The organism is Pseudomonas izuensis (genome assembly GCF_009861505.1).
Classification (GTDB): Bacteria; Pseudomonadota; Gammaproteobacteria; order Pseudomonadales; family Pseudomonadaceae; genus Aquipseudomonas; species Aquipseudomonas izuensis.
This window is the reverse complement of the sequence record NZ_WTFT01000011.1, coordinates 108,704-132,856: the sequence shown is the minus strand read 5'-3', so window position 1 is coordinate 132,856 and position 24,153 is coordinate 108,704. Positions and strand designations below refer to the sequence as shown.

Sequence of the window (24,153 nt, the reverse complement as noted above, 5' to 3'; positions counted from 1 at the left end):
CCTGATTCTCAAGGCAACCCTGGGCGCGGCGGTGGTGGTGATCCTCGCCGCCCTGGCCAAGACCCGAAACTATTACATCGCCGGTCTCGTGCCGCTGTTTCCCACCTTTGCGCTGATCGCCCATTACATCGTCGGCAAGGGGCGTTCAATCGATGACCTCAAGACCACCATCGTGTTTGGCATGTGGTCGATCATTCCGTATTTCGTCTACCTGGCGACTTTGTACGTGATGGTCGACAAGATGCGCCTGGAAGCATCGTTGGCCGTGGCGGCGGTGGCGTGGTTAATGGCTGCTACCGCACTCGTCAGCATCTGGGTTCGCCTGCATACCTGAGCCCCCCAATCCCCCTGTGGGAGCAAGGCTTGCCCGCGATGAACGATAACGCGGTCTGACAGGTGCTGCGCGGTGACTCAATCGCGGGCAAGCCTTGCTCCCACAGGTCTGCGGTGTTTGGTTTATTGATGGCTGGCCCATCCCTTGCATTTACCCCCAAAAGCCCCCCGGCTGGCCTTCATGATCGATGAGGCCGGTGTCTGGGCGGGTCTGCCAAGGGTGAATCCTGACCTTGAACATTTTAGATCTCGACCACAGCCTGACTGCCCAGGCCCCCATCGCGCAGTTACTCGACAGCGGCCGCGCCAAACGCCTTGACCTGCTCGATCTCGGGCCGAAACTGCGGCTGTGGTCCAGCGAACGCACCTGGCGTCGCTTTACCGAACGCCTGCAACAACGGCCCCGGCACACAGGCCCGCAGCCGGAAATTTTTTTCGTCGGTTCCGGCGACTACCACCATTTGACGCCGGCCTTCCTGGCTGACTTGCCGGAGCCGACCAGCCTGATCCACTTCGACAATCATCCCGACTGGGTCCGATTCGCTCCCCGTCGACATTGCGGCTCGTGGGTCAATCAGGCACTGAAACTGCCGAACATCCGGCGCATCGTCACCCTCGGCCCGTGCAGCGATGACCTGCAAAATCCGCAGTTCAAGGGCGGCAATCTGCGCGCGCTCAAACGCGGTGTCCTGGAGATGTACCCCTGGGAGCGCCCGCCTTCGAAAATCTGGGGCATGATCGGTGACGGGGCCGGGCATCGACAACAGGAAAACCTGCTGCACTGGCGCAACCTGTCCGGCCTGGACTGGCCGCAATTTCTCCAGCAACTGGTCGCCAGCCTGCCCACCGAAGCGGTGTGGATCACCATCGACAAGGATGTGCTGGCCAGCGAAGACGCCGCGACCAATTGGGATCAGGGCGGTATGCGCTTGAGTCATCTGTTGCAGGCGATTCGTGTGCTGGCGGCCAGTAAACGCATCCTGGGTATCGACATCTGTGGCGAGTACGCCCGCCCGGCATTCAGCAACGCCTTCAAACGCTGGGAAGCCCGGTCCGACCAGCCTCCGGCAGAGCGCTGGAGCGAAGCCGATCTGCTGCGCAACGCCACGACCAATCAGGCCCTGATCGAGTTGTTCGAGGAACTGTTCCCATGACCTTGACCGTGATTCTCCTGGTGGCGTTTTCCATTGTGCTCGACGTCATCGGCCAGCTCTGTTTCAAGCTCGGCCTGGACCGTTTGCCGGAACTGGAAGGCGGGTTTCGCCTGAATGCGTTCTGGGGCCAGGTGTTCAACGCGCCGCTGTTGTGGTGCGGGATCGGCGCTTATGTGATCGAGTTTTTCGTCTGGCTCGAAGCCCTGTCCCGGGCGCCGCTTAGCCTGTTGTTTCCCGCCGCCGCGCTGGCGTATTGCGGCGTGGTGCTGGCCGGCAAGCTGTTCCTCGGCGAAACCGTCAGCCGCCGTCGCTGGCTGGGCACACTGGTGATTACGGCGGGCGTGATGCTCGTGTGTGTCGGCCATGCCTGATTCTCAACTGACACTCAAAAGGAATGGCTCGATGGATTGGCTTCACGGCCGCCTGGGCACCGTAGTGCTTTGGGCGTTGCTGATTATTCTGGAAAGTGGCGGGCAGATCGCGACCAAGGTCGGCGGCGATCAACTGGGGCAAATGGACTTCAGCCTGCAATGGCTGCTCAACGTCATCCAGGCGCCGGGCGTGTTGGTCGCGATTGCCTGCTACATCGGCGCGTTCTTTGTCTGGATGCTGATTCTGCGGCGCAGCAGCCTGTCCCTCGCGTTCCCGCTCAGTTCGCTGGTGTTCGTCGGTGTGCTGCTAGGGTCGTGGCTGGGGCTGGGAGAGCAGATCAGCGTGCTGCACTGGGTGGGCGTGGCCGTGATCATGGGCGGCATTGCGCTGCTGGCCGAGGGCGAGGACAACTGAGGAAATCGACTGTGGGAGCCTGCTGGCTCCCACGTTTTGTACGGTTCAATCCTTGCGATGAGCCACCAGAAACCCGAGGCCATGGGCCACCGGAATGTCCTTCACGCCCGCCTCCCGCTGCTGCCCGGCGATCTCCCGGTGAAAGGCCTTGACCCGGGTCCAGTGCATTTTCGGCCGATAGTGATGTTCGGCGTGATAACCGTTGTTCATCCACAACAGGTTGTAGAGCGGGCTGTAGGCGCTGACGCCCCAAGCGATGGGCGAATCCGGATTACCGCCAAAATGCTCGTAGTAGCCGTTGAGCGATGAAAGCGCCTGGCCCAGATACCAGAACGGCAGCAACACCAACACCGCCCGCCAGTCGTAGATCGCCAGCCCCAGATAGAACGCCAGCGTCACGCCGATCTCCACTTTGACCCAGCGCGCATCGCCGGGACGCTTGCGTCGCATCTCGTCGTAGATCGGCTTGGGGTCGTCGCGAAAGAAACTCAGGAAGGTATAAGCCCAGGGGCTCTCGGGCTGCCCGTCCTTGCCCCGCTGGTAAATCGACAGCGGATCAATGGTCTTGCCATCCGCCCCCGGCCGGTCCGAGTTGCCCCGGTGATGCCGGTTGTGGATGTCGCGGTAGAGGGTCTGGGAGAAACCGATGGTGACCGACAGCAGCAGGTCAAAGACGCGGTTGAGCCACGCCGGCGTGAAGTAGGCGTTGTGGATCTGGTTGTGGGAAATGCTGTTGATGCTCCACGACAGGCTCACCGCATAGCCCAGCGCCAAGGGCACCAACGCCCACCAGGACAGCGCATGAAAGGCTGTGACCAGCCACACGACAAATGCGAAATGGGCCACGCCGAGGGCGATGGGAATCAAGTCCCACAGCGAGTGGGCCAGCAGACGATAAACAGGGCGAGCCATGAAGAACATCCTGAAATAATGGGTTCGACACGACTGTCTGCAAAGGCCAGACCAGTTCCCGCCAGGCTCACTTGAATTTATAGGCGATCGCCATCTGCACCTCGCCCTGATTGGTATCGCCGACGCTTTTGACAATGCTGCTATCGGCCGCCGAGCCTGTCAGGTGAATCCAGCTGGCGCTGGTCACCAGCGACCACTGCGGCCCAAGGGGGAACTCGAAACTCTGGGTCAGCGCAATGTTCTGCAAACCGCCGCCGGCGTTGTATGCACGGAAACCGGACGCCTGGGCCTCCTTGTCGCTGACACCGAAGAAGGTGTTGTTCTGTCGGGCATTGGCGAAATGCGCGGTCAGATTGCTGCTGCCGATCACGCCCCCGCCCAGTGGATAACCGATCTCGCCACCGACCCGGCCGAGCACGCCGCCCTGTCCGCCGCCACCGCCGATGGCTTGGCCGACAGACGCGAACACCCGCCAGAAATCGGCCGGAGCGTACTGCACGAAACCACCGGCCTCCGCCATGTCAGGCACATCGCGTAACCCCCGCAATTCACCGTTCGAGGTGCGGCCTGGCAGGTAATTCACATAGGGCCCGGCGCTGAAACCGTTGGTTTTCAAGGCGCTCCAGGTCAGGCCGTCGTCGGTACTGAGGCTGACATCGCCCCATTCCAGATCGAGATACGGCAACGGTTGGGTTTCATAACGGCTGCCGCTGGGATCGTGAGGCTGATAACCCAGGCCCACACCCGCCTCCCCGGTGATGCCGTCCGCCATAGCGTTCGCCGAAAAGCCCGCCAGCGCCGCCAGTAAAAGCAGTGTCTTCCTCTTCATGAGGCCATTCCTTGTCTGAACATGCGCGCATCAACCCCCGGATGCCACCCACCGCGCAAGCACTCATGTTGTTTGTAGCAAGCTACAAAAATTGTAGCTTCAGTTTACAAAAAGCCCTCATCAGCCCGGTAAAACAGGGCTCCCGGCACTTGGCACAGTCCCTGCTCTACCCCTCGGCAAGCGCACACAGCGCGCTCTGACCAATAGGTAATGCAGATGATTGACTGGCATATCGTGTGTGATTTCGACGGGACCATCACCCGCACCGACGTGATCGACAGCATCCTCGAACGCTTCGCCGACCCGAGTTGGGAAGTGATCGAAAACCAGTGGCTGGCCGGTGATATCGGTTCCCGTGAATGCCTCAGCCGCCAGCTCTCGCTGGTCAAGGCCACGCCCGGCCAATTGCTGGAGTTCTTCGACAGCATCGAGATCGATCCGGACTTCCCCGACTTCGTCGACCACGCCATCGGCCTGGGCGCTTCGTTCGAAGTGGTCAGCGACGGCATCGAACAAGGCATCGCGCGAATTCTGGCGCGCAACTACGTGACCCTGTTGCCGATCCTCGCCAACCGCCTGCGACAGCGGGATCACGAAAGCTGGCGCATCGACTTTCCGCATTCCAGCGACGCCTGCCGCGCGGCATCCGGCAACTGCAAATGCAAATCCACGCCCGGCAACAAACGGGTGCTGGTGATCGGCGACGGCCAGTCCGACATGTGCGTGGCGTCCACCGCCGACTTCGTCTTCGCCAAGGGGCGCCTCGCCGAATACTGCGAACGCAACGCGATCCCTCACGCCCGCTTCGACAGCTTCGCCGAACTCCCGGCTCTGCTGGCTCTGCTGCCAAAAGCCAGCGCCGCCAACGCCACCTCTTTCAACGCCGAAACGTTCAACTCGGAAACACAGGAACTCTTCCATCATGTCTGATATTCGAATCGCTACCCTGGAAGACCAGATCCTTCTGGAAAAAGAAGCCAAGTACTGCTCCTACGGCGACACCGTTCACTACATCGAGCCGCCGCGTATCTTCAGCCGCTGCGAAGGCTCCTACGTCTGGGACACCGAGGACCAGGCCTACCTCGACCTGCAAATGTGGTACTCGGCCGTCAACTTCGGCTACGCCAACCCGCGCCTGAACAACGCGCTGAAACAGCAGATCGACACCCTGCCCCAAATCGCCAGCCAGTACCTGCACAAGGGCAAGATCGAGCTCTCGGAAATGATCGCCGTGGACGCGAAGAATAAATTCGGCCTCGACGGTCGCGTGCACTTCAACGTCGGCGGTTCGCAGTCCATCGAGGACTCGCTGAAAGTGGTGCGTAACGCCAGCAACGGCAAGAGCCTGATGTTCGCCTTCGAGGGTGGCTACCACGGGCGCACCCTGGGTGCGTCGTCGATCACCTCCAGCTACCGCTATCGCCGCCGCTACGGCCACTTCGGCGAGCGTGCCAACTTCATCCCGTTCCCGTATCACTTCCGCGGCCCCAAAGGCATGACCAAGGAAGAGTACGGCAGCCATTGCGTGCAGCAGTTCGCCCGCTTGTTCGAGACCGAATACAACGGTGTCTGGGACCCGAAAGTCGGCCAGAGCGAATACGCCGCGTTCTACGTTGAGCCGATCCAGGGCACCGGCGGCTATGTGATTCCGCCGATGAACTTCTACAGCGAACTCAAGCATGTGCTGGACCAGCACGGCATCCTGATGGTGGTCGACGAAATCCAGATGGGCTTCTATCGCACCGGCAAGCTGTGGTCGATCGAGCACTTCGACGTCAAGCCGGACGTGATCGTCTTCGGCAAGGCCTTGACCAACGGCCTCAATCCACTGGGCGGCATCTGGGCCCGGGAAGAGCTGATCAACCCCACCGTCTTCCCGCCGGGTTCGACCCACTCGACCTTCGCCTCCAACCCGCTGGGCACGGCGGTGGGCCTTGAAATGTTCAAGATGACCAGCGAAGTCGATTACGGCGCAATGGTCATGAACAAGGGCAAATACTTCCTTGATGGCCTGAAAGACTTGCAGAAGCGCTACCCGATCATCGGCGATGTCGACGGTCTGGGCCTGGCCCTGCGTTGCGAAATCTGCGGCCCGGACGGGTTCACACCGGACAAGGCGACCCTGGATTTCATGGTCGAAGAAGGCATGAAGGGCGACATCGAAATCGACGGCAAGCGCCTGGGCCTGATCCTTGATGTCGGCGGTTACTACAAGAACGTGATCACCCTGGCGCCATCGCTGGAGATCAGCTACCCGGAAATCGACCTCGGCATCGCCCTGCTCGATCGTCTGCTGCACCGGGCGATGCAACGATGAACGCCGCGCTCTCACCCGACGCGATAGACATGGGCGAAGGCAGCGCCGGTTTCGTTCTCGGCAGCGGAGAGGTCGCGGTGTTGTTGATCCACGGCCTCACCGGCACCCCGACGGAACTGCGCCGGGTCGCCATGGGGCTGGCCAAGGCCGGGTATACGGTCTACGTGCCGACCCTGGCCGGCCACTGCGGTGACAACGCCGACCTGCAAGCCACGGGTTGGCGCGACTGGTACGAGAGCGCGCGGAACACCTTCGTCGGTGTACGGCGCAAACACGAGCATGTGTTCGTCGGTGGTTTGTCCATGGGGGCGGTGCTGTCGATGTATCTGGCGGCCGAGCATCCGGGGCAGATCGAAGGGCTGTTGCTGTACTCGACGACACTGCGCTACGACGGCTGGAACATGCCCTGGATCGCCAAGTTGAGCAGTCTGGCGATGTCCATTCCGTTTGGCGTGCACCTGTGCCGGTTCAACGAAAAACCGCCGTATGGCATCAAGGACGAACGCCTGCGAGCGATCGTCGAGCGACAGATGAAGGCCGGCGAAAGCGGCAATGCCGGGCTGCTGACCATGTCCGGGGTCAGCGTTCGGGAGTTGCACCGGTTGGTGGCGGCGGCAAAAAAACGCATGCCACAGATCACCACCCAGGCGTTGGTGCTGCATTCACGAGAGGACGACATCACCAGCCGCTGGAACGCCGACTATGTAGAACGCAAGCTCGGTGGGCCCGTGGTGAAAATCCTGCTGGACGACTGCTACCACATGATCACTGTCGATCTGCAATACCGTCGCGTGGTGGAGCTGAGCGCGGACTTTATCCAGCACCGTTTCACGCAACAAGGAACCACTGCTCACCCCCCGCGCCAGGACTATCGGCAGCTGGCCTGAACACATCGACGAACCTATGCACGCCCCCCTGTAGGAGCGAGCCTGCTCGCGAAAGTCGTTAACGATAACGCGGGGTAACAGGATAAACGCGGCGCTCTGGAGTCCATCGCGAGCAGGCTCGCTCCTACAAGGGATCGGGTGAGGCCCAACGTGGGTAAATGTTAAGGAAACCAAGTGATTACTGCCCTCGCCTTTTCAACGATCGAAGCCATTGAACGCGGTGCCTGGAATGACTGCTTCCCCGACGAACTGGAGGATTGGGATTACTACCGGGCCGTTGAACGCTCGGACATTGCCGATTTTCAGTGGCGCTATCTGGCATTGTTCGAAGACGATGTATTGATTGCGGCTGCGGTGGCGTTCACCACCGCTTACTCGCTGGACACTACGCTTCAGGGTCGGGGCAAACGCATCAGCCAATGGCTGCAGCGATGCTGGCCGGGGCTGTTCGAGGTGCGCCTCTACGCCCTCGGCTCACCGGTGGCCGAGCAGTGCCATGTCGGCACGGCCCGGCATATAACCGTGAGCCGGCGCCCGGCCCTGCTCGAACAACTATTGCATCTGGCGCGCAAGGATGCCGATCAGTCCGGCATCGGTCTATTGGCGGTCAAGGACGCCTCGCACCGCGACCCACAATGGTTGCAGGCCTGCCATGATGCGGGCTTGCACTGCATGCCCGGTCTACCCAGTGCCGAACTGCCGATTACCTTCGGTTCCGTCGACGCCTACCTTGGTACGCTCGGCAAGTCCACCCGCAAGGACTTGCGCCGCACCCTGCGTGGCCAGGGCCCGCGCATCGAATGGCGGCGCTCGGTGGATGACCTGCTCCCGCGAATGATGCAGCTTTACGAAGCCACGCTCGAGCGCAGCGACCTGACCTTCGAACGCCTGCCACCGGGTTATTTCCGTCAAGTGCTGGAACACCTCGATAAACGTGCCGCTTGTGTGCTCTATTGGCTCGGCGAGGATCTGGTGGCGTTCAATCTGGTGCTGCTGGACGAACAGCGCCTGGTGGACAAGTTCTTTGCCCACGATCTGAGCCAGACCCGTGAGCACAACCTGTACGTGCGCAGCTGGCTGGCCAATGTCGACTACTGTATTGAGCACGGCGTTACGATCTATGCGTGTGGCCAGGCCGGTTATGCCAACAAGCGGCGCCTGGGTTGCTCGTTTACCGGCAACACCGTGTTTTTCCGCCATCGCAACCGCCTGCTCGACAGCCTGTTGCGGCTGGTGAAAATGTTTATCCGTCCGGACCGATCCGACCCTGCCATGGCGGCTGCGATAAGCGAGCTGCAATAAGCGAAGCATGATGATCAAACACCAACGCCCTGCCCCCCGACCTTTCGCCCTCTCCGGCTGGAGCCTGCAACGCAAACTGGTGCTGGCGTTCTGGCTGGTCAGCGTGATCCCGACCATGATTGCCGCCGAACTGGCGGCGACCACGCTGTCACAGATTTTCGACAGTAACGTCCGCATCTGGCTGCAGGAATCGACCAAGATCGTCGAAGACGAGATCACCGAAATCCTGCGGGACAATGCCCGGGTCGCGCAATTGTTCCTGCGTTACACGCGCCCACCCACCGATCGACAGTCAACACGAAACGACAGGCTGACCAGCGACATTGCCGAGTCCATGGGCATCGACGTGGTGGCGCTGGTGCGCAACAGTGATAACAAGGTGATGTTCAGTACGGTCGCCGACGACATCGTCCGGCAGATCAGCATCGCCCCCAAGGCCGTGCTGCAAACCCTGCAAGTCGGTGGCGTGGCAACCGGCACGGTGATCTCGACCTTCGAAACCGAACAGGAGGGTGTCGGCTACAAGCTGGTGATCGCCACTTACCTGGACAGCAGCTTCCTCACCAGCGTGGCCGATGTGCACTCCCTCGATCTGCGGCTGTACCTGGCGAAGGCCGATGACTTCTCGGAGATTTTTTCCACTCAACGCTTTGAGGATCACCCCGCAGCGGTGCCGGAAGACATCGAACAACTCCTGCGCAGCACCAAGCAGCCGATCGAGCAATTCACCAACCGCTACAGCGGCATCTACCGACCGATTCTCAATGAAAACGGTGAACTGCAAGGCGTGATTTTCAGCGGCCTGCTGCGTCACAGTAGCCTGTTGGGACTGGTCAACCAGAGCAACCTGTTCATTCTGATTTTCCTGCTCAGCTCGGCGGCCTCCCTGACCGTCGGCTGGCTGGTTTCCCAGCGCCTGACCAAGCCCTTGCGCGGCCTCGCGCAGGGCGTTCAAGCGGTGATCGCCGGGGACTATCGCCAGCGCTTGCCGGTGACCGGCGGTGACGAACTGGCCGAATTGAGCAGCACGTTCAACCACATGAGCGAACGCCTGGGCGAGTTGCAGCATCTGGAGTCGCAACTGCGCCGCCGCGACCGCTTGCATGCGCTGGGGGAAGTCGCCATGGGCCTGGCCCATGAAATCCGCAACCCGCTGGGGATCATCAAAACCGCCACGCAGCTGTTGCATCGGCGCGCCGATCTGCCCGAGAGCGACAAACGACATCTGGAATACGTGGTCAGCGAAGTCAGCCGCATCAACGACCTGATCACCGAATTCCTCGACTTCGCCAAGCCCAGCGCACCGATGCGCTCGACGCAACCGGCGCGGCCATTGGTGGATGAGCTGGCGGGCTTTTGCGCCCCGGAACTGGCCAGCCACAACATCGATGTGCAGATCGACGATCAGGCTCCCGGCGCTACGCTTTACACCGACGCCCGGCAGCTCAAGCAGGCCGGGCTGAACCTGATCGTCAACGCCATCGACGCCATGCCCGGCGGGGGCCGCCTGACCCTGGGCATCAGCAGCGATGGGCCGTACACCGTGATCAGCATCGCCGACACCGGCCAGGGCATCGAACCGGACATGCTCGAACGCATCTTCACGCCGTTCGTCACCACCAAGGCCTCCGGCACCGGCCTGGGTCTGGCGAAGGTGTTCTCGATCATGGAAAGTCATGACGGACGCATCGAATGCGCCAGTGAAAAAGATGCCGGGGCCACGTTCAGCCTGTACATTCCGGCCAATGGCGAAGACTTCGACGAGGGCAGCGATGACACATAACGTACTGGTGGTCGATGACGAGCCAAAACTCTGCGACCTGCTGGCCTCGGCCTTGAGCCAGAACGGCATCACCGTGTTCACCGCCGGCAATGGCCTGCATGCCCTCAAGGTGCTGGAGGTCGAAGACATCGACCTGGTGATCAGCGACTGGCGCATGCCCGGCATGGACGGCCCGCAATTGCTGGCGGAAATAAAAAACCGTTTTCCGCAGTTGCCGGTCATCGTCATGACCGCCTACAGCACGGTGAAAAACGCCGTGCAGTCGATGCGCAACGGCGCCTTCGACTACATCGCCAAACCGTTCGACATTGATGAGCTGGACATCACCGTCAGCAAGGCCCTGCAATTTCGCGACATCCTCAAAGACAACCAGCGCATGCGCGCCGAACTCGACGAACACCAGCAAATCGACAGCCTGATCGGTGACAGCCCGAGTTTCCGGCGTGTGCTGCACGCCATCGACTCGGTACGCGAAAGCAATGCGACGATCCTGCTGACCGGCGAGAGCGGCACCGGCAAGGAAATGGTCGCCCGGGCGATCCACAAACATGGCAATCGCGCGGACAAACCCTTCGTCGCGGTGAACTGCGCGGCCATCCCTGAAGGATTGCTGGAAAGCGAAATGTTCGGCCACCGCAAAGGCGCTTTCACCGGGGCCGTGGCCGACCGGGTCGGGCGCTTCATGCAGGCCGACAAGGGCACGCTGTTTCTCGATGAAATCGGTGAAATGCCGCTGCCGTTGCAGGCGAAGATCCTTCGCGCCCTGCAAGAACGCATCATCGAACCGGTGGGCGATCCCCGCGAACGCAAGGTGGATGTGCGGGTCATCGCCGCCACCAACAAAAACCTGCTGGAGGCCGTGGCCAACAAGGAGTTTCGCGAAGACCTCTACTACCGCCTCAATGTGTTCCCGATTCCCCTGCCCGCCCTGCGCGAGCGGGTCGAGGATATCGCCCCATTGGCCCGCCACTTCGCCCACACCCTGGGCGCCACCGCAGGCAAACGCATCACGGGGTTCAGCCCGGAGGCGTTGCAGGCCATGGCCCGTTATTCGTGGCCGGGCAACATCCGCGAACTGCAGAACTGCGTGGAACGCGCGACCATCGTCGCCTCAGAAGCGGTGATTGAAGACCATGATTTGCCGGCGTACCTGTTTGCTTCAGCGCCGGCCGCCAGCCATGCCATTCTCGGCGAAGGCACCCGCGTGCCACCGGACCTGGAAGCCGCGCTGGCCGAAGTCGAAAAGGCCTACATCCTCGCCGCCCTGGCCCAGAGCAATGGCGTGCAGGCAGCCGCCGCGCAGTTGATCGGAATCTCCGAGCGCAGCTTCTGGTACCGGCTGAAAAAACTGGGGATTCATGTGGACAAGATAATCCGCTGAAAACCCACAACCCTGTAGGAGCTGGCTTGCCAGCGAAGACGTCATCACGGCCACCACCGCCTTCGCTGGCAAGCCAGCTCCTACAGGTCACGGATCTTAGCCGTTGACGGTTCCGCCCTTCGCCTCACTCATGATCTGGCGAATCGCTCCGACAAAGCTTTCCACCGGTTGTCCACCCGTGACGGCGTACTGACCGTTGAACACTACGGTCGGCACCGAACTGACCCCGCGCGACAGCCACAACTGTTCTTCCTGGCGGACCTCTGTGGCGAATTCATCCGACGCCAGAATCGCCTCGGCACGCTGGCGATCCAGCCCGACGTTTTCGGCAATCCGCGCCAGTTGAGTGGTGTCGGAGGGGTTGCCGCCGTCAGTGAAATACGCCTTGAACAACGCTTCCTTCAGTGGCAGTTGCAGCCCTTCCAGACCCGCCCAGTGCAGCAAACGATGGGCATCGAAGGTGTTGTAGATGCGGCTGTTGCCATCGGTACGAAACGCAAACCCGACTTCGGCGCCACGCGCGCGGATCATCTCGCGATTTTTTTGCGACTGTTCCGGCGTCGAGCCGTACTTCTCGGTGATGTGCTCGGTGATGTTCTGCCCTTCGGGGCCCATCTTCGGGTTCAATTCGAACGGCTGGAAACGGATCTCGGCACGGACCTCGTCGCGCAGGATGTCCAGGGCCTTGGTCAGGCCGTATAGACCGACGACGCACCAGGGGCAGGACACGTCGCTGACGAAATCGATTTTCAATGGGGAACTCATTGCACACCTCGCGGGCCCGGAAAATCCAGACGATACACCTGACAGGCACGATCTTGTAGGAGCCGGCTTGCCGGCGAATTCTGTCAGGCCGTCTTCGCTGGCAAGCCAGCTCCTACAGGGGATTTTGGTGTTAGAGGAGGTTGGGTTCGGCCACCGGTTCGATCTGCGCCCAATGCGAGGTGTCTTCACGATGAGCCCGCAGGTACGGCAACACCGCCGCCAGCAACGGCGCCTTGAACGCTTCCTGGAATCGGTGGGCCAGGCCTGGAATCAGCTTCAACTGGCTGCCACGCAAGTGCGCCGCCAGGTGCACGCCATGCATCACCGGCAACAACGGATCGGCGGTGCCATGCACCACCAGCGCCGGCACCCGCAATTGATTGAGCAGCGCCACCCGGCTCGGCTCGGCCAGGATCGCCATGATCTGGCGTTTCACGCCTTCGGGGTTGAAGGCCCGGTCATAGGACAACGCCGCCTGGTGCAGCAACGCCTGGCGATCATCGCTGACCGTCGGGCTGCCCAGCGCGGCCAGCAGATCGGCCTGCTGCTCCAGGGCAACTTCGCGATTGGGCGCGCCACGGCGCGAGAGAAGTTGCACCAATGCCGCACTCGGCGCCGGTAAGCCTTCGGCCCCGGATGTAGTCATGATCAGCGTCAGGCTCTCGACCCGCTGCGGCGCCATGGCCGCCATATGCTGCGCGATCATCCCGCCCATGCTGGCGCCCAGCACGTGGAACTGCTCGATGTGCAACGCATCCATCAGCCCCAGGCCGTCGTCCGCCATGTCGGTCAGCGAGTACGGGGCCGACACCGGCAAACCCAGCTTGTAGCGCAACACCTCGAAAGTCAGGTTGGCCTCGACAGGCGCCTGCCGCCAGGTCGACAGACCGACATCGCGATTGTCATAGCGAATCACCCGGAACCCTTGCTGACACAACGCAACCACCACCTCGTCGGGCCAGTGAATCAACTGCCCGCCCAACCCCATCACCAACAGCAACGCCGGGTCCGATGCACGACCGATGCTCTGGTACGCCAGGCTCACCTGCGCCAGATCGACGTGTTCGGTCGGAACATTGACATCACAACGAGACGCTGCCAGGGACGGCAGGCTGAACAATGAGGCCAGAAAAATGGCCGCCGATAAAAACAAAGCACGCATGAAAAAACACCAAAACGCAGAACCCCAGTAGAGCGCGAGTCTGATGAAGTTTGTTCAAGCGCGCTGCCACACTTGTGTGACAGTTTGATGAAGAGTGCCGAGCGGTCATTTTCCACACCGCGTTATCGTTTAATCGCGAGCAGGCTCGCTCCCACAGTTTTGTGTGGTTCACAGATTTTGTGTACGACACCTATCCACTGTGGGAGCGAGCCTGCTCGCGAAGGCGTCCTTAAGCCAACTGACTACGCAACTGCCGCGCCGCCGCCACCATATTGACCAATGCGGCCTCGGTCTCCGGCCACGCCCGGGTTTTCAAACCACAATCGGGGTTGACCCACAGCCGTTCGGCGGGGATTCGCTGCACGGCTTTGCTCATCAACTTGACCATCTCAGCGGTGTCCGGCACCCGCGGCGAATGGATGTCGTAGACACCCGGACCGATGTCATTCGGGTAATCGAACGCCTTGAAAGCCTCCAGCAGTTCCATGTCCGAGCGTGAGGTTTCGATGGTGATCACGTCGGCGTCCATCGCCGCGATGGCTTCGATCACGTCGTTGAATTCGCTGTAGCACATGTGGGTATGGATCTGGGTTTCGTCGCGCACACCGCTGGCGCTCAGGCGGAACGCTTCCACGGCCCAGTCCAGGTATTCCCGCCATTGCTCCCGTCGTAGCGGTAGACCTTCACGGAACGCGGCTTCGTCGATCTGCACGATCTTGATGCCGGCGGCTTCCAGGTCCACCACTTCGTCACGCAGGGCCAACGCCAGTTGTTGCGCCTGGACTTTGCGCGACACGTCTTCGCGGGGAAATGACCACATCAGCATGGTCACGGGACCGGTGAGCATGCCTTTCATGACCTTGTCGGTCTGGCTCTGCGCATAGGTGATCCAGTCGACGGTCATGGCGTTCGGACGGCTCAGGTCGCCGTAAATGATCGCCGGTTTCACACAGCGCGAGCCGTAGCTCTGCACCCAGCCGAAACGGGTAAACAGATAACCGTCCAACTGCTCGGCGAAGTACTCGACCATGTCGTTGCGCTCGGCTTCACCGTGCACCAGTACATCCAGCCCCAGACGCTCCTGAACCGTCACTGCGTGGCGAATTTCGTGGTGCATGGCGTCGGTGTAATCGTTGGCCGACAGCTTGCCTTGCTTGAAGGCCTGGCGCGCCAGACGAATCGATCCGGTTTGCGGGAACGAGCCGATGGTGGTGGTCGGGAACGCCGGCAGTTTCAAGCGTGCACGTTGTTGCTCGATGCGTTTGGCAAACGGCGAACGGCGCTGGCTGTCGGTTGCGTCGATGGCATTGATACGTGCCTGCACCTCGGCCTTATGAATACGCGGCGACTCGGCGCGGTTGGCGGCGATGGCGCGGCTTTCGGCCAGCGCGGCTTGCACTTTCGGCGCTTGCGGATCGTTGAGTGCATCACGCAGCACGGCGATTTCGCCACATTTTTGCACGGCAAACGCCAACCAGCTTTTCAGCTCGGGATCGAGTTTGTCTTCGCGCTCCAGGTCCACCGGACTGTGCAGCAGCGAGCAGGAACTGCTGACCCACAGGTTGTCGCCAAACCGCTCCTGGGCAAATCGCAGCTGTTCGAGCACCGGCTCCAGCTCACAGCGCCAGACGTTACGACCATTGACCAGCCCCACCGAGAGAATCTTGTAGATCGGCAGACGATCGAGCACGTGCAGCAGTTGATCCGGCGCCCGCACGGCGTCGATGTGCAGGCCTTGTACCGGCAAGCCGACGGCCAGGCCGAGGTTGTCCTGCAGGCCGCTGAAGTAAGTGGCCACCAGTTTTTTCAGTGGCGAGTACTGCAGGATGTGGTAAGCGCGCTCGAAGGCGTTTTTCCATTCCTGAGGCAGGTCGAGCGTCAGGATCGGTTCGTCAATCTGCACCCATTCCACACCTTGGGCGGCCAGGCGACCGAGGATTTCGCCGTAGACCGGCAGCAGGCGTTCCAGCAGGTCGAGCTTGTCGAAATCGTTGCCTTTTGCCTTGCCCAGCCACAGGTACGTCAGCGGACCGATGATCACCGGTTTGATGGTGTGACCGAGGGCCTTGGCTTCTTCGACCTCGTCGAACAGCTGTTCCCAGCTCAGCTTGAACTGTTGATCAACCGAGAATTCCGGGACCAGGTAGTGGTAGTTGGTGTCGAACCACTTGGTCAGTTCCTGGGCGTATTGCGCCTGGCCATGTTCACCGCCGCAGCAGCTTGCAGTGGCGCCACGGGCCATGGCGAACAAGGTGTCGAGGGTCGGCAGGCCGCGTTCGTCCTTGGTATTGTCGAAACGCTCCGGGATCACACCGAACGTCAGGGAATGGGTCAGCACCTGGTCGTACCAGGCGAAATCACCGACCGGCAGCAGGTCGATGCCGGCATCTTTCTGCAATTGCCAGTGGGTGGCGCGCAACTGGCGGCCGACGCTTTCCAATGCGCTCTGGTCGAGGTCGCCCTTCCAGTAGGATTCCAGGGCTTTTTTCAGTTCGCGGTCGGCGCCGATGCGCGGGAAACCTAAGGTGTGGGCCACGGCCATGTCGAATGTGCTCCTGTGTAAAAGATGGCGCTATTGTCGACAGCCAACCCAACATGAGACAAACTCAACCTTTTCGTGTTGATCACAAGTTTTCCTCATGGAGCCCCTACGGTGCTTGAAATCCGTCACTTGAAGACCCTGCACGCCTTGCGCGAAGCCGACAGTCTGGTGGATGCAGCCGACCGCCTGCATCTGACCCAATCGGCGCTGTCCCATCAGTTCAAGGAGCTTGAGGAACGGATGGGGATGCCGCTGTTCGTACGCAAGACCAAACCGGTGCGCTTCACCAGCGCCGGGTTGCGCCTGCTGCAACTGGCCGACGCCACCCTGCCGCTGTTGCGCGCCGCCGAGCGCGACATCGGTCGCCTGGCCGGTGGCACCGCCGGGCGTTTGCACATGGCCATCGAATGCCACAGTTGCTTCCAGTGGCTGATGCCGACCATCGACCAGTTCCGCGATGCCTGGCCGGAAGTCGAACTGGACCTGGCCTCGGGTTTCTCTTTCGCGCCGTTGCCGGCCCTGGCCCGTGGTGATCTGGACCTGGTGGTGACCTCCGATCCGGTAGATCTAGTGGGGATCACCTATGTACCGCTATTTACCTATGAAGCGATGCTCGCCGTGGCCAACCAGCACCGGTTGGCGGGCAAGGCCTACATCGTGCCGGAAGACTTGCTCACAGAGACGCTGATTACCTACCCGGTGGAACGTGACCGGCTGGATATCTTCACTCGCTTCCTTGAGCCCGCCGACGTCGAACCGGCCCAGGTGCGCACCTCGGAACTGACGGTGATGATGATGCAACTGGTGGCCAGCGGCCGCGGCGTGTGCGGCATGCCCCATTGGGCGCTGCATGAATACAGTTCACGGGGCTATGTGAAGGCCAAGCGCCTGGGTGAGAAAGGATTGTTCGCGACGCTGTATGCGGCGATCCGGGCCGACATGCTGGATGCGCCGTACATGCGCGACTTTCTGCTGACAGCCAAGGACACATCGTTTTCGACGCTGGATGGAGTTAGCGCGGTTCGCTAGCCACACACCTCTCCTGTGGGAGCAAAGCTTGCTCGCGATGGGCGCACCGCGGTCTTTCACACAGGTCGCGTTATCGTTCATCGCGGGCAAGCCTTGCTCCCACAGGGGACTTTGGACGTCTCTTAGATCTCGCGCCACATGTGGATTTTGTCGAAATACTCCTCGCCCACCCGCACTGCCATCGGCTCCAGGCCGAACTGGATGAAGCCGCAACGCCGGTACAGGTTGAACGCGGCATCGTTGCCGGCAGTGACGGTCAATTTGATCAGCCGCAACTCCGTATGCGTCCGCGCCTCCGCCAGCACTGCCTGCACCAGTTGATGACCGAGGCCCCGCTGGCGCACGTGGGCGGACACGTACATGCCAAAAAGCGTCGCCTTGTGCCGGGCCTTTTCCCGGGGCTCGAAGGCCAGCCCGGCAATGCCCGCCAAACGGCCTTCCTCGAACGCGCCGAACACCACATCGAGCTTGCCGCTCAGGCGCGACTCCCACCAGTGGAGCGGCATGGACGCGCGCTCGCGTACGCTGGAGGTGAACGCCTGCGGATGCCGGTCATAGGCATCGAGCATCAGCGCCCGATAGTCCAGTGCATGGCTGGCATCCAGCCGCTCGATCCACATGTTCAGGCCATCCGGCGTTGTTCAAGCATCAGCCGCAGCGCCAGCGCCGACAGCACGAAGCCCATGAAATAGCGCTGCAGCGCCAGCCAGGTCGGGTTATTGACGAACCATGAGGCAATGCCCGCGGCAAATAGCGCGATCAGCAGATTGACGCTGAAACTGACGCTGATCTGGGTCAGGCCCAGCACGATGCTTTGGGTGAACACCGAACCGTGCTCGGGCGTGATGAACTGCGGAAACACCGACAAGTAGAACACCGCAATCTTGGGGTTCAGGGCGCTGGTGAGAAACCCCATGGTGATCAGCTTGCGCGACGAGTCCGGCGGCAATTGCTGGGCCTCGAACGGCGACCGCGCACCCGGCTTGACCGCCTGCCAGGCCAACCACAACAGGTAGAGCGCGCCAACCCACTTCAGCACTTCATAGGCCATCGGCACCGCCAGGAACACTGCGGTCAAACCGGCAGCGGCGGCGAACAGGTGAACGAAAAACCCGGCGACCACCCCCAGCAACGAGGTGACGCCGGCCTTGCGGCCCTGGCAGATCGAACGGGAGATCAGGTAGATCATGTTCGGTCCCGGCGTCAGGACCATCAGCAACGCGGCGGCGGCGAATATCAGCAAGTCTTGAAGCGGGATCATGGCGAGTCCTTTGCGTAAATGATCAGGCGGTTGCGGTCAGCGAATCCCGATAAAACGGCAGGATCAGGTCCCGTGTCAATGGCGCCAGGACCAGATCGCCGTCCGTGGTCGGGTCGATCCAGATCACCTCTTCGATCTCGGCTGCGGGGGTGACGTCTGAGTTGATGGTCAGCAGAAAAATCTCGGCCTTTACGACAAACCCCGGCTCGTTGGCGGCGGGCGCCGAGAATTGGCCGAGGAAGGTGGCGTGTGCCGGATCGATGACCAGCCCCAGCTCTTCCTCCAGCTCCCGGGCCAATGCGTTGACCGGTTGTTCATCAGCTTCGATCTTGCCACCCGGTTGCATGAAAGCCTCGGTGCCGCGCTTGCGCACCAGCAGGGTTCGGCCGTCAGGACCGACCAGCAGGGCGGCGGCGATGTGGATAAGTGCAGGGATGGACATCGACATGAACAGAAGACCTTTGACTCAAAAGCGGCAAGGATCCCATGTCTGCCCTGTGGGAGCGAGCCTGCTCGCGATGGACGTCAACGATAACGCGCCCTTTCTGAATGATCGCGTTGTCCAGGCGTTTTTCGCGAGCAGGCTCGCTCCCACAGTAGATCGCAGCCGGTAGCTCGATTAGGTCGCTTCCTGGAAATCCATCTCCGGCGGCTGGCGACGGAAACCGCCGGTCAGCACCGCCAGGTACACCACGCCAATCGTCAGCCAGCTCAGGCCGAGGTAGATCGCCAGGTGATCGAGACTGACCATCAGCCACAGGTCCGCCACCAGCCCGATGAACGGGAAAACCAGGAACAGCACCAGCTCGCGCAGTCCTTTCTTTTTGCCGCCGATCCAGTAATGGAAGATCACCGACAGGTTCACCAGGCTAAAGGCCAGGAACGCGCCGAAGTTGATGAACGAGGTCGAGGTGGTGACGTCGAGTTTCAGTGCCAGCAAGGCCACGACGGCGCACAGCAGGATACTGTTGATCGGTGTGCCGAAGCGTTCGTGCAAGGTGCCGAAAAACGACTTCGGCAACACGCCGTCGCGGCCCATGGCGTACAGCAGACGCGAACCGCTGGCCTGGGCCGACAGGCCCGAGGCGAACTGGCCGACGATCAGGCCGATGAGGAAGATCGAGACGAACAGGTCGCCGCCGATGTTGCGGGCAATCTCATAGGCCGCCGAGTCAACATTGTCGAACTGGAACGACGGATGGGCGATCTGCACGAAGTACGACACGCCAACGAAAATCAGCCCGCCGATCAGGGTGATCAGCATGATTGCCCGTGGAATGGTGCGGCGTGGGTCGCGGGTTTCTTCGGTCAGAGTGCTGACCGCGTCAAAACCGAGGAATGAATAACAGGCGATGGCCGCGCCGCTCATGATCAACGGCATCTGCATGTCGCCGTTGAAGAACGGTTTGACCGACCACAGCGGCACGCTCGCATCGCCGGCGACGTAGTGCACGCACAGCGCCACGAAGGCGATCAACACCAGGAACTGCACCAGCATCAGCAGCGCGTTGATACCGTTGGCCAGTTTCAGGCCGACGATGTTGATGGCGCTGGTGATGCCGATGAACGCCAGCACCCAGACCCACTGCGGTACTGCCGGGAACGCCGAGTTGAGGTAGGCCGCGCCGATCAGCCAGATCGCCATCGGCAGGAACAGGTAATCGAGCAGCACCGCCCAGCCGGCGATGAAGCCGAGTTTCGGGCTGATGGCCTTGCGCACGTAGCTGTAGGCGGAACCGGCGACCGGGAAGGCTGAGGCCATGCGTCCGTAGCTCATGGCCGTGAAGAACATCGCCACCAGCGCCGCGAGGTAAGCGGCAGGCACCATGCCGGCGGTGGATTGGGCGAGGATGCCAAAGGTGCCGAGCACAATGATCGGCGTCATGTAGGCGATGCCGAACAGCACCACCGACCCTAATGACAGGGTGCGTTGCAAACGAGCCATGAGCGACTACTCCGGTTGTTATTGGATTTATGGCAGAGCCGAGTTCGGCGCAGGGTTTTCGGGTGTTGCTTTGTTGTTTGGGTGATTGGGTAAAGATGTGTGGTGTTTATCCGGGCCTCTTCGCTGGCAAGCCAGCTCCTACATTGGTTTGGTGAACGCCTGAGATCCCTGTGGGAGCTGGCTTGCCAGCGATGGGGCCAGCCCGGTCAACACACATTCCGGATCAACGCGCAGGAATCATCAATTCCCGCAATCCACCAGCATGCTCAATCAATTCACCGGGCAACTTCAGCCGCTGATCATCCAGATACCGATAATCCTGGCGCGCCGCCGTCAGCCGGTTCAGGTCCAGCTCCACCTCAAACTGCCCTTCATAGCGACCGGCTTCGAACAGCAGCGCGCCCAGCGGATCGACCAGCGCACTGCCGCCAGCGAACAGCAGCCCGCCATCGCCCTCTTCCACCCGGTTGACCATCAGCGCAAACGCCTGGTTTTCCTGGGCACGGGCCATGATTGCGGTGCGGTGGGTCGGGCCGTAGGGGTCCATATTGCCGTTGGTCACCAGCAGCAACTCGGCGCCCAATTGCGCCAGGGCGCGGGCGGTTTCGGGGAATTCGATGTCGTAGCAAATCAGCAGGCCGACGCGTACGCCGTTCCACAGGCAAGTGGCGTAGCGATCGCCGGCTTCATAGACGCCGCGATCCGAGGCCCACAAATGCGTTTTGCGGTACTTGAGCGCGATACCTTCCGGGGTGATCAACAGCGTGGTGTTGTAGAAACGGCCGTTGTCGTTTTCGGCGGTGCCGATGACCACGGCAATCTCGCGCTCACGGGCGGCGGCGACAATCGCGCTGACGGTCGGGCCGTCCAGCGGTTCGGCGACGTCGGCCACGGATTCGGCCGAAGGGAAACCCATCAAGTGGCTTTCCGGAAACATGATCAGCTGCGTGTCGGCAGCACAGGCGTTGATCGCTGCCAGGGCGCGTTCGAGGTTGTAAGCCGTGTCATTGTCACGGCCCGCCAATTGGGCGAGTTCGACTTTCATGGGGAGTCCTTGTTCTGAACGCCGGAAAGATTGCCCGGTCGCTGTCTGTGCGCCAGTATGCGCAGCAAGCAAGCGGCCGGGAAATCACGCCGCTGGGGTAACACGATAGGGGTAGATGCATGACACTCTCGTTGGACGACATCGCCTGGCACCGTTCGGTCGGGCAATTGATCGATGCCCTGGACAAGCCCAATTTCTGGACGCAGCTGGTGCGGCTGCTGGACCAGTACGTGCCCTGTGATAGCTGGGTAGCGCTGCTGTTCAGCGCCGACCAGCACCCGCAAGTGTTCGCCGAATGCCCCGGCGAGGACGGTGGCCCCGACCCGTTGTTCCAGGACTACCTGCGCGGGTTGTACCTGCTCGACCCCTTCTACATCGCCTGCCGCGAGCAATCGCGCACCGGCTTGTACCGTTTATCGGAAGTGGCCCCGGAACATTTCGAACTCACGGAATACTATCAACGATACTTTCGTGTGAATGTCGTGGCCGATGAAATCCAGTTTAATTGTCAGCTCGAAGGCGACCGCACGCTGTGCCTGTCATTGGGCAGCAAGCAGCGCTTCAGCGCCGGGCAGATCGCCTTGCTGTCGCTGATTGCGCCGTGGGTGCTGGGCTTGTTGCGCCAGCGATTGCCCTACGAGATCAACGAAGTGGTGGCCCTGGCGCCCGCCCCGGTGCAAGGGGATTGGCGGGTGCAGCTGGAAGCGTCGGTGCAACAACTCAAGGGCGCGCAATTGACCGCCCGGGAGCTGGATGTCGGGCGTTTGATGCTCAGCGGCTGCTCGAGCAAGGAAATCGCCCGCAAGCTGGAAATCTCCATCGAAACCGTGAAAGTCCATAAGAAACACATGTACAGCAAGCTGGGGATCAAGTCCCAGTCCGAGCTGTTTTCGATATTTCTCCAGGCACAGAATGCCTGATGTAGCGCTGATGCGCTTTTCTGTGGGAGCGAGCCTGCTCGCGAATGCGGTATTTCATTCAACATCGTGTCGACTGAACCGACGCCTTCGCGAGCAGGCTCGCTCCCACAGTGATTTGCGTTTAGCCAAAATTTGAGTCCGAACCCAAGGAAACCGTATGAGCCTGTCACTCCTGAGCCGCTACGCCTTCTTTGCCGTCTGCGTAATATTCACCCTCGCCAGCCTGCCCTTCCTCGAACACGACTGGCTCTGGCCAATCACCGCCGTCACCGCTGTCCTCAGCCTGATCGGCATTGGCGACTTGTTGCAAAGCCCCCACGCGGTGCGGCGCAATTACCCGATCCTGGGCAACATTCGCTATCTGGTCGAAGCCATTCGCCCGGAAATCCGACAGTACCTGCTCGAATCCGACAGCGATGCCCTGCCCTTTTCCCGGGCCCAGCGTTCGCTGGTCTATTCCCGGGCCAAGAATGAAAGCGCCGACAAGCCTTTCGGCACCTTGATCGACGTGTATCAGTCGGGTTTCGAATTCATCGGCCATTCGATGCGCCCGGCGCCGTTGAGCGATCCGAGCGGTTTCCGGGTCACGGTCGGTGGCCCGCAATGCACCCAACCGTATTCCGCGTCGGTGTTCAACATTTCCGCCATGAGTTTCGGTTCCCTCAGCGCCAACGCCATCCGTGCGTTGAACCAGGGCGCCAAACTCGGCAACTTCGCCCACGACACCGGTGAAGGCAGCATCAGCCCCTATCACCGGGAACACGGTGGCGACCTGACCTGGGAACTGGGTAGCGGCTATTTCGGTTGCCGTACCGCCGACGGGCGCTTCGACCCGGAACGCTTCGCCGCGCAGGCCCGAACGCCGCAAGTGCGAATGATCGAAATCAAGATGAGCCAGGGCGCCAAGCCTGGCCATGGCGGCATCCTGCCCAAACACAAGGTCACCCAGGAAATCGCCGACACCCGCGGTATCAGCATGGGCGAGGACTGCATCTCGCCGTCACGCCATACCGCGTTTTCCACGCCGATCGAGATGATGCATTTCATCCAGCAGTTGCGTGAGCTGTCCGGTGGCAAACCGGTGGGCTTCAAATTCTGCCTCGGCCATCCGTGGGAGTTCATGGGCATCGCCAAGGCCATGCTGGAAACCGGCATCCTCCCGGATTTCATCGTGGTCGATGGCAAGGAAGGCGGCACCGGCGCCGCGCCCGTGGAGTTCACCGACCACATCGGCGTGCCGATGCGCGAAGGCTTGCTGTTCGTGCACAACACCCTGGTGGGCCTGAACCTGCGAGACAAAATCAAACTCGGCGCCAGCGGCAAGATCGTCAGTGCCTTCGACATCGCCAGCGTCCTGGCCATCGGTGCCGACTGGGCCAACTCGGCGCGGGGCTTCATGTTCGCCATCGGCTGCATCCAGTCGCAGAGCTGCCACACCAACAAATGCCCGACCGGTGTCGCCACCCAGGACACCCTGCGCCAGCGGGCGCTGGTGGTGCCGGACAAGGCCCAGCGGGTCTACAACTTCCACCGCAACACCCTCAAGGGCCTGGCCGAAATGCTCGCCGCCGCCGGCCTTGAGCATCCATCACAGTTGTCGGCCAAGCACCTGGTGCGGCGCATGTCGGCCACCGAGATCAAACTGTTCTCGCAACTGCATGTGTTCCTCAAACCCGGCGAGTTGCTGACCGGGGAAGTGAACGGCGAGTTCTATTCGCGGATGTGGCAGATGGCGCGGGCCGACAGTTTCGAGCCTAACGAAGTGGCGGCTGCCTGACGCTGACGGCCCCGGCATAACGC

The 24,153-nt window shown here is 61.3% G+C and carries 23 protein-coding genes; 13 read left to right on the top strand and 10 right to left on the bottom strand.

What is annotated here, in order from left to right; all coding sequences use genetic code 11:
* Positions 1 to 4: 4 nt before the first annotated feature.
* From GPL81_RS11045 to GPL81_RS11030, 4 genes are all read left to right on the top strand, one after another.
* Entirely contained in the window at positions 5 to 334 is a 330-nt protein-coding gene (locus tag GPL81_RS11045) for a GlpM family protein (protein ID WP_178122585.1), read from the top strand.
* Between the two features lie 232 nt (positions 335 to 566).
* Positions 567 to 1,487, top strand: coding sequence for an arginase family protein (locus GPL81_RS11040; protein ID WP_160106750.1), 921 nt, complete (start codon positions 567 to 569; stop codon positions 1,485 to 1,487).
* Entirely contained in the window at positions 1,484 to 1,858 is a 375-nt protein-coding gene (locus GPL81_RS11035) for a DMT family transporter (protein WP_096513234.1), read from the top strand. The genes GPL81_RS11040 and GPL81_RS11035 overlap by 4 nt, the downstream gene beginning before the upstream one ends.
* Before the next feature lie 31 nt (positions 1,859 to 1,889).
* On the top strand, positions 1,890 to 2,273 hold the full coding sequence (locus GPL81_RS11030) for a DMT family transporter (protein WP_425502558.1): 384 nt from the start codon (positions 1,890 to 1,892) through the stop codon (positions 2,271 to 2,273).
* 45 nt (positions 2,274 to 2,318) lie between these two features.
* Here GPL81_RS11030 and GPL81_RS11025 read toward each other — a convergent pair whose 3' ends face one another.
* Together GPL81_RS11025 and GPL81_RS11020 are read right to left on the bottom strand one after the other, a co-directional pair.
* The gene (locus GPL81_RS11025; RefSeq protein ID WP_160106748.1) at positions 2,319 to 3,185 is read right to left on the bottom strand and encodes a fatty acid desaturase family protein; all 867 of its coding nucleotides are present in this window, start codon (positions 3,183 to 3,185) and stop codon (positions 2,319 to 2,321) included.
* Positions 3,186 to 3,252: 67 nt separating this feature from the next.
* Positions 3,253 to 4,014: a MipA/OmpV family protein gene (locus GPL81_RS11020; protein WP_160106747.1), complete on the bottom strand. Its 762-nt coding sequence runs from the start codon at positions 4,012 to 4,014 to the stop codon at positions 3,253 to 3,255.
* 216 nt (positions 4,015 to 4,230) lie between these two features.
* On the opposite strand from GPL81_RS11020, the gene GPL81_RS11015 reads away from it, so the two are divergent.
* The 6 genes from GPL81_RS11015 (at position 4,231) to GPL81_RS10990 (ending at position 11,684) form a co-directional block, all read left to right on the top strand.
* Positions 4,231 to 4,944 (top strand): HAD-IB family phosphatase, encoded by a 714-nt coding sequence (locus GPL81_RS11015; protein WP_160106746.1) that lies wholly within the window; start codon positions 4,231 to 4,233, stop codon positions 4,942 to 4,944.
* Entirely contained in the window at positions 4,937 to 6,331 is a 1,395-nt protein-coding gene (locus tag GPL81_RS11010; RefSeq protein ID WP_160106745.1) for an aspartate aminotransferase family protein, read from the top strand. The genes GPL81_RS11015 and GPL81_RS11010 overlap by 8 nt, the downstream gene beginning before the upstream one ends.
* A complete protein-coding gene (locus GPL81_RS11005; protein ID WP_160106744.1) occupies positions 6,328 to 7,218 on the top strand; it encodes an alpha/beta hydrolase in 891 nt (296 codons plus the stop codon). The genes GPL81_RS11010 and GPL81_RS11005 overlap by 4 nt, the downstream gene beginning before the upstream one ends.
* A 174-nt stretch (positions 7,219 to 7,392) precedes the next feature.
* Complete coding sequence (locus GPL81_RS11000; RefSeq protein ID WP_160106743.1) at positions 7,393 to 8,520, top strand: GNAT family N-acetyltransferase; 1,128 nt, start codon at positions 7,393 to 7,395, stop codon at positions 8,518 to 8,520.
* Positions 8,521 to 8,530: 10 nt separating this feature from the next.
* On the top strand, positions 8,531 to 10,303 hold the full coding sequence (locus GPL81_RS10995) for a sensor histidine kinase (protein WP_160106893.1): 1,773 nt from the start codon (positions 8,531 to 8,533) through the stop codon (positions 10,301 to 10,303).
* A complete protein-coding gene (locus GPL81_RS10990; RefSeq protein ID WP_160106742.1) occupies positions 10,293 to 11,684 on the top strand; it encodes a sigma-54-dependent transcriptional regulator in 1,392 nt (463 codons plus the stop codon). The genes GPL81_RS10995 and GPL81_RS10990 overlap by 11 nt, the downstream gene beginning before the upstream one ends.
* A 96-nt stretch (positions 11,685 to 11,780) precedes the next feature.
* Here the strand turns inward: GPL81_RS10990 and GPL81_RS10985 are convergent, their stop codons facing one another.
* The 3 genes from GPL81_RS10985 to metE all read right to left on the bottom strand — a co-directional run bounded on the left by GPL81_RS10985 (position 11,781) and on the right by metE (position 16,153).
* A complete protein-coding gene (locus GPL81_RS10985) occupies positions 11,781 to 12,449 on the bottom strand; it encodes a DsbA family oxidoreductase (protein WP_160106741.1) in 669 nt (222 codons plus the stop codon).
* Positions 12,450 to 12,579: 130 nt separating this feature from the next.
* Complete coding sequence (locus GPL81_RS10980) at positions 12,580 to 13,611, bottom strand: alpha/beta fold hydrolase (protein WP_160106740.1); 1,032 nt, start codon at positions 13,609 to 13,611, stop codon at positions 12,580 to 12,582.
* 229 nt (positions 13,612 to 13,840) lie between these two features.
* Positions 13,841 to 16,153, bottom strand: coding sequence for a 5-methyltetrahydropteroyltriglutamate--homocysteine S-methyltransferase (gene metE / locus GPL81_RS10975; protein ID WP_160106739.1), 2,313 nt, complete (start codon positions 16,151 to 16,153; stop codon positions 13,841 to 13,843).
* Positions 16,154 to 16,264: 111 nt separating this feature from the next.
* On the opposite strand from metE, the gene metR reads away from it, so the two are divergent.
* The gene (gene metR, locus GPL81_RS10970) at positions 16,265 to 17,182 is read left to right on the top strand and encodes a transcriptional regulator MetR (protein WP_096513248.1); all 918 of its coding nucleotides are present in this window, start codon (positions 16,265 to 16,267) and stop codon (positions 17,180 to 17,182) included.
* 122 nt (positions 17,183 to 17,304) lie between these two features.
* Here metR and GPL81_RS10965 read toward each other — a convergent pair whose 3' ends face one another.
* The 5 genes from GPL81_RS10965 to GPL81_RS10945 all read right to left on the bottom strand — a co-directional run bounded on the left by GPL81_RS10965 (position 17,305) and on the right by GPL81_RS10945 (position 21,433).
* On the bottom strand, positions 17,305 to 17,802 hold the full coding sequence (locus tag GPL81_RS10965) for a GNAT family N-acetyltransferase (RefSeq protein ID WP_160106738.1): 498 nt from the start codon (positions 17,800 to 17,802) through the stop codon (positions 17,305 to 17,307).
* A gap of 2 nt (positions 17,803 to 17,804) precedes the next feature.
* Complete coding sequence (locus tag GPL81_RS10960) at positions 17,805 to 18,443, bottom strand: LysE family translocator (RefSeq protein ID WP_096513250.1); 639 nt, start codon at positions 18,441 to 18,443, stop codon at positions 17,805 to 17,807.
* Positions 18,444 to 18,465: 22 nt separating this feature from the next.
* Entirely contained in the window at positions 18,466 to 18,891 is a 426-nt protein-coding gene (locus tag GPL81_RS10955; protein WP_160106737.1) for an NUDIX hydrolase, read from the bottom strand.
* Between the two features lie 171 nt (positions 18,892 to 19,062).
* Positions 19,063 to 20,388, bottom strand: coding sequence for an APC family permease (locus tag GPL81_RS10950; protein ID WP_160106736.1), 1,326 nt, complete (start codon positions 20,386 to 20,388; stop codon positions 19,063 to 19,065).
* Positions 20,389 to 20,611: 223 nt separating this feature from the next.
* The gene (locus GPL81_RS10945) at positions 20,612 to 21,433 is read right to left on the bottom strand and encodes a carbon-nitrogen hydrolase family protein (RefSeq protein WP_160106735.1); all 822 of its coding nucleotides are present in this window, start codon (positions 21,431 to 21,433) and stop codon (positions 20,612 to 20,614) included.
* A 119-nt stretch (positions 21,434 to 21,552) separates the two neighbouring features.
* Between GPL81_RS10945 and GPL81_RS10940 the strand changes: the two genes are divergently transcribed.
* A complete protein-coding gene (locus GPL81_RS10940; RefSeq protein WP_160106734.1) occupies positions 21,553 to 22,353 on the top strand; it encodes a helix-turn-helix transcriptional regulator in 801 nt (266 codons plus the stop codon).
* Positions 22,354 to 22,510: 157 nt separating this feature from the next.
* Positions 22,511 to 24,130, top strand: a complete 1,620-nt coding sequence (locus tag GPL81_RS10935) for an FMN-binding glutamate synthase family protein (RefSeq protein ID WP_160106733.1) — start codon at positions 22,511 to 22,513, stop codon at positions 24,128 to 24,130.
* Positions 24,131 to 24,153 lie beyond the last annotated feature (23 nt).

What these genes read in the sequence shown, in the direction of transcription:
- GPL81_RS10935 (WP_160106733.1), top strand. Translation starts at nt 22,511, where the DNA reads ATGAGCCTGTCACTCCTGAGCCGCTACGCCTTCTTTGCCGTCTGCGTA.
- GPL81_RS10990 (WP_160106742.1), top strand. Translation starts at nt 10,293, where the DNA reads ATGACACATAACGTACTGGTGGTCGATGACGAGCCAAAACTCTGCGAC.
- GPL81_RS10950 (WP_160106736.1), bottom strand. Translation starts at nt 20,388, where the DNA reads ATGGCTCGTTTGCAACGCACCCTGTCATTAGGGTCGGTGGTGCTGTTC.
- GPL81_RS10945 (WP_160106735.1), bottom strand. Translation starts at nt 21,433, where the DNA reads ATGAAAGTCGAACTCGCCCAATTGGCGGGCCGTGACAATGACACGGCT.
- GPL81_RS10985 (WP_160106741.1), bottom strand. Translation starts at nt 12,449, where the DNA reads ATGAGTTCCCCATTGAAAATCGATTTCGTCAGCGACGTGTCCTGCCCC.
- GPL81_RS11015 (WP_160106746.1), top strand. Translation starts at nt 4,231, where the DNA reads ATGATTGACTGGCATATCGTGTGTGATTTCGACGGGACCATCACCCGC.
- GPL81_RS10960 (WP_096513250.1), bottom strand. Translation starts at nt 18,443, where the DNA reads ATGATCCCGCTTCAAGACTTGCTGATATTCGCCGCCGCCGCGTTGCTG.
- metE (WP_160106739.1), bottom strand. Translation starts at nt 16,153, where the DNA reads ATGGCCGTGGCCCACACCTTAGGTTTCCCGCGCATCGGCGCCGACCGC.
- GPL81_RS10965 (WP_160106738.1), bottom strand. Translation starts at nt 17,802, where the DNA reads ATGTGGATCGAGCGGCTGGATGCCAGCCATGCACTGGACTATCGGGCG.
- GPL81_RS10940 (WP_160106734.1), top strand. Translation starts at nt 21,553, where the DNA reads ATGACACTCTCGTTGGACGACATCGCCTGGCACCGTTCGGTCGGGCAA.
- GPL81_RS11030 (WP_425502558.1), top strand. Translation starts at nt 1,890, where the DNA reads ATGGATTGGCTTCACGGCCGCCTGGGCACCGTAGTGCTTTGGGCGTTG.
- GPL81_RS10995 (WP_160106893.1), top strand. Translation starts at nt 8,531, where the DNA reads ATGATCAAACACCAACGCCCTGCCCCCCGACCTTTCGCCCTCTCCGGC.
- GPL81_RS11035 (WP_096513234.1), top strand. Translation starts at nt 1,484, where the DNA reads ATGACCTTGACCGTGATTCTCCTGGTGGCGTTTTCCATTGTGCTCGAC.
- GPL81_RS11020 (WP_160106747.1), bottom strand. Translation starts at nt 4,014, where the DNA reads ATGAAGAGGAAGACACTGCTTTTACTGGCGGCGCTGGCGGGCTTTTCG.
- GPL81_RS10955 (WP_160106737.1), bottom strand. Translation starts at nt 18,891, where the DNA reads ATGTCGATGTCCATCCCTGCACTTATCCACATCGCCGCCGCCCTGCTG.
- GPL81_RS11010 (WP_160106745.1), top strand. Translation starts at nt 4,937, where the DNA reads ATGTCTGATATTCGAATCGCTACCCTGGAAGACCAGATCCTTCTGGAA.
- GPL81_RS11025 (WP_160106748.1), bottom strand. Translation starts at nt 3,185, where the DNA reads ATGGCTCGCCCTGTTTATCGTCTGCTGGCCCACTCGCTGTGGGACTTG.
- GPL81_RS11005 (WP_160106744.1), top strand. Translation starts at nt 6,328, where the DNA reads ATGAACGCCGCGCTCTCACCCGACGCGATAGACATGGGCGAAGGCAGC.
- GPL81_RS10980 (WP_160106740.1), bottom strand. Translation starts at nt 13,611, where the DNA reads ATGCGTGCTTTGTTTTTATCGGCGGCCATTTTTCTGGCCTCATTGTTC.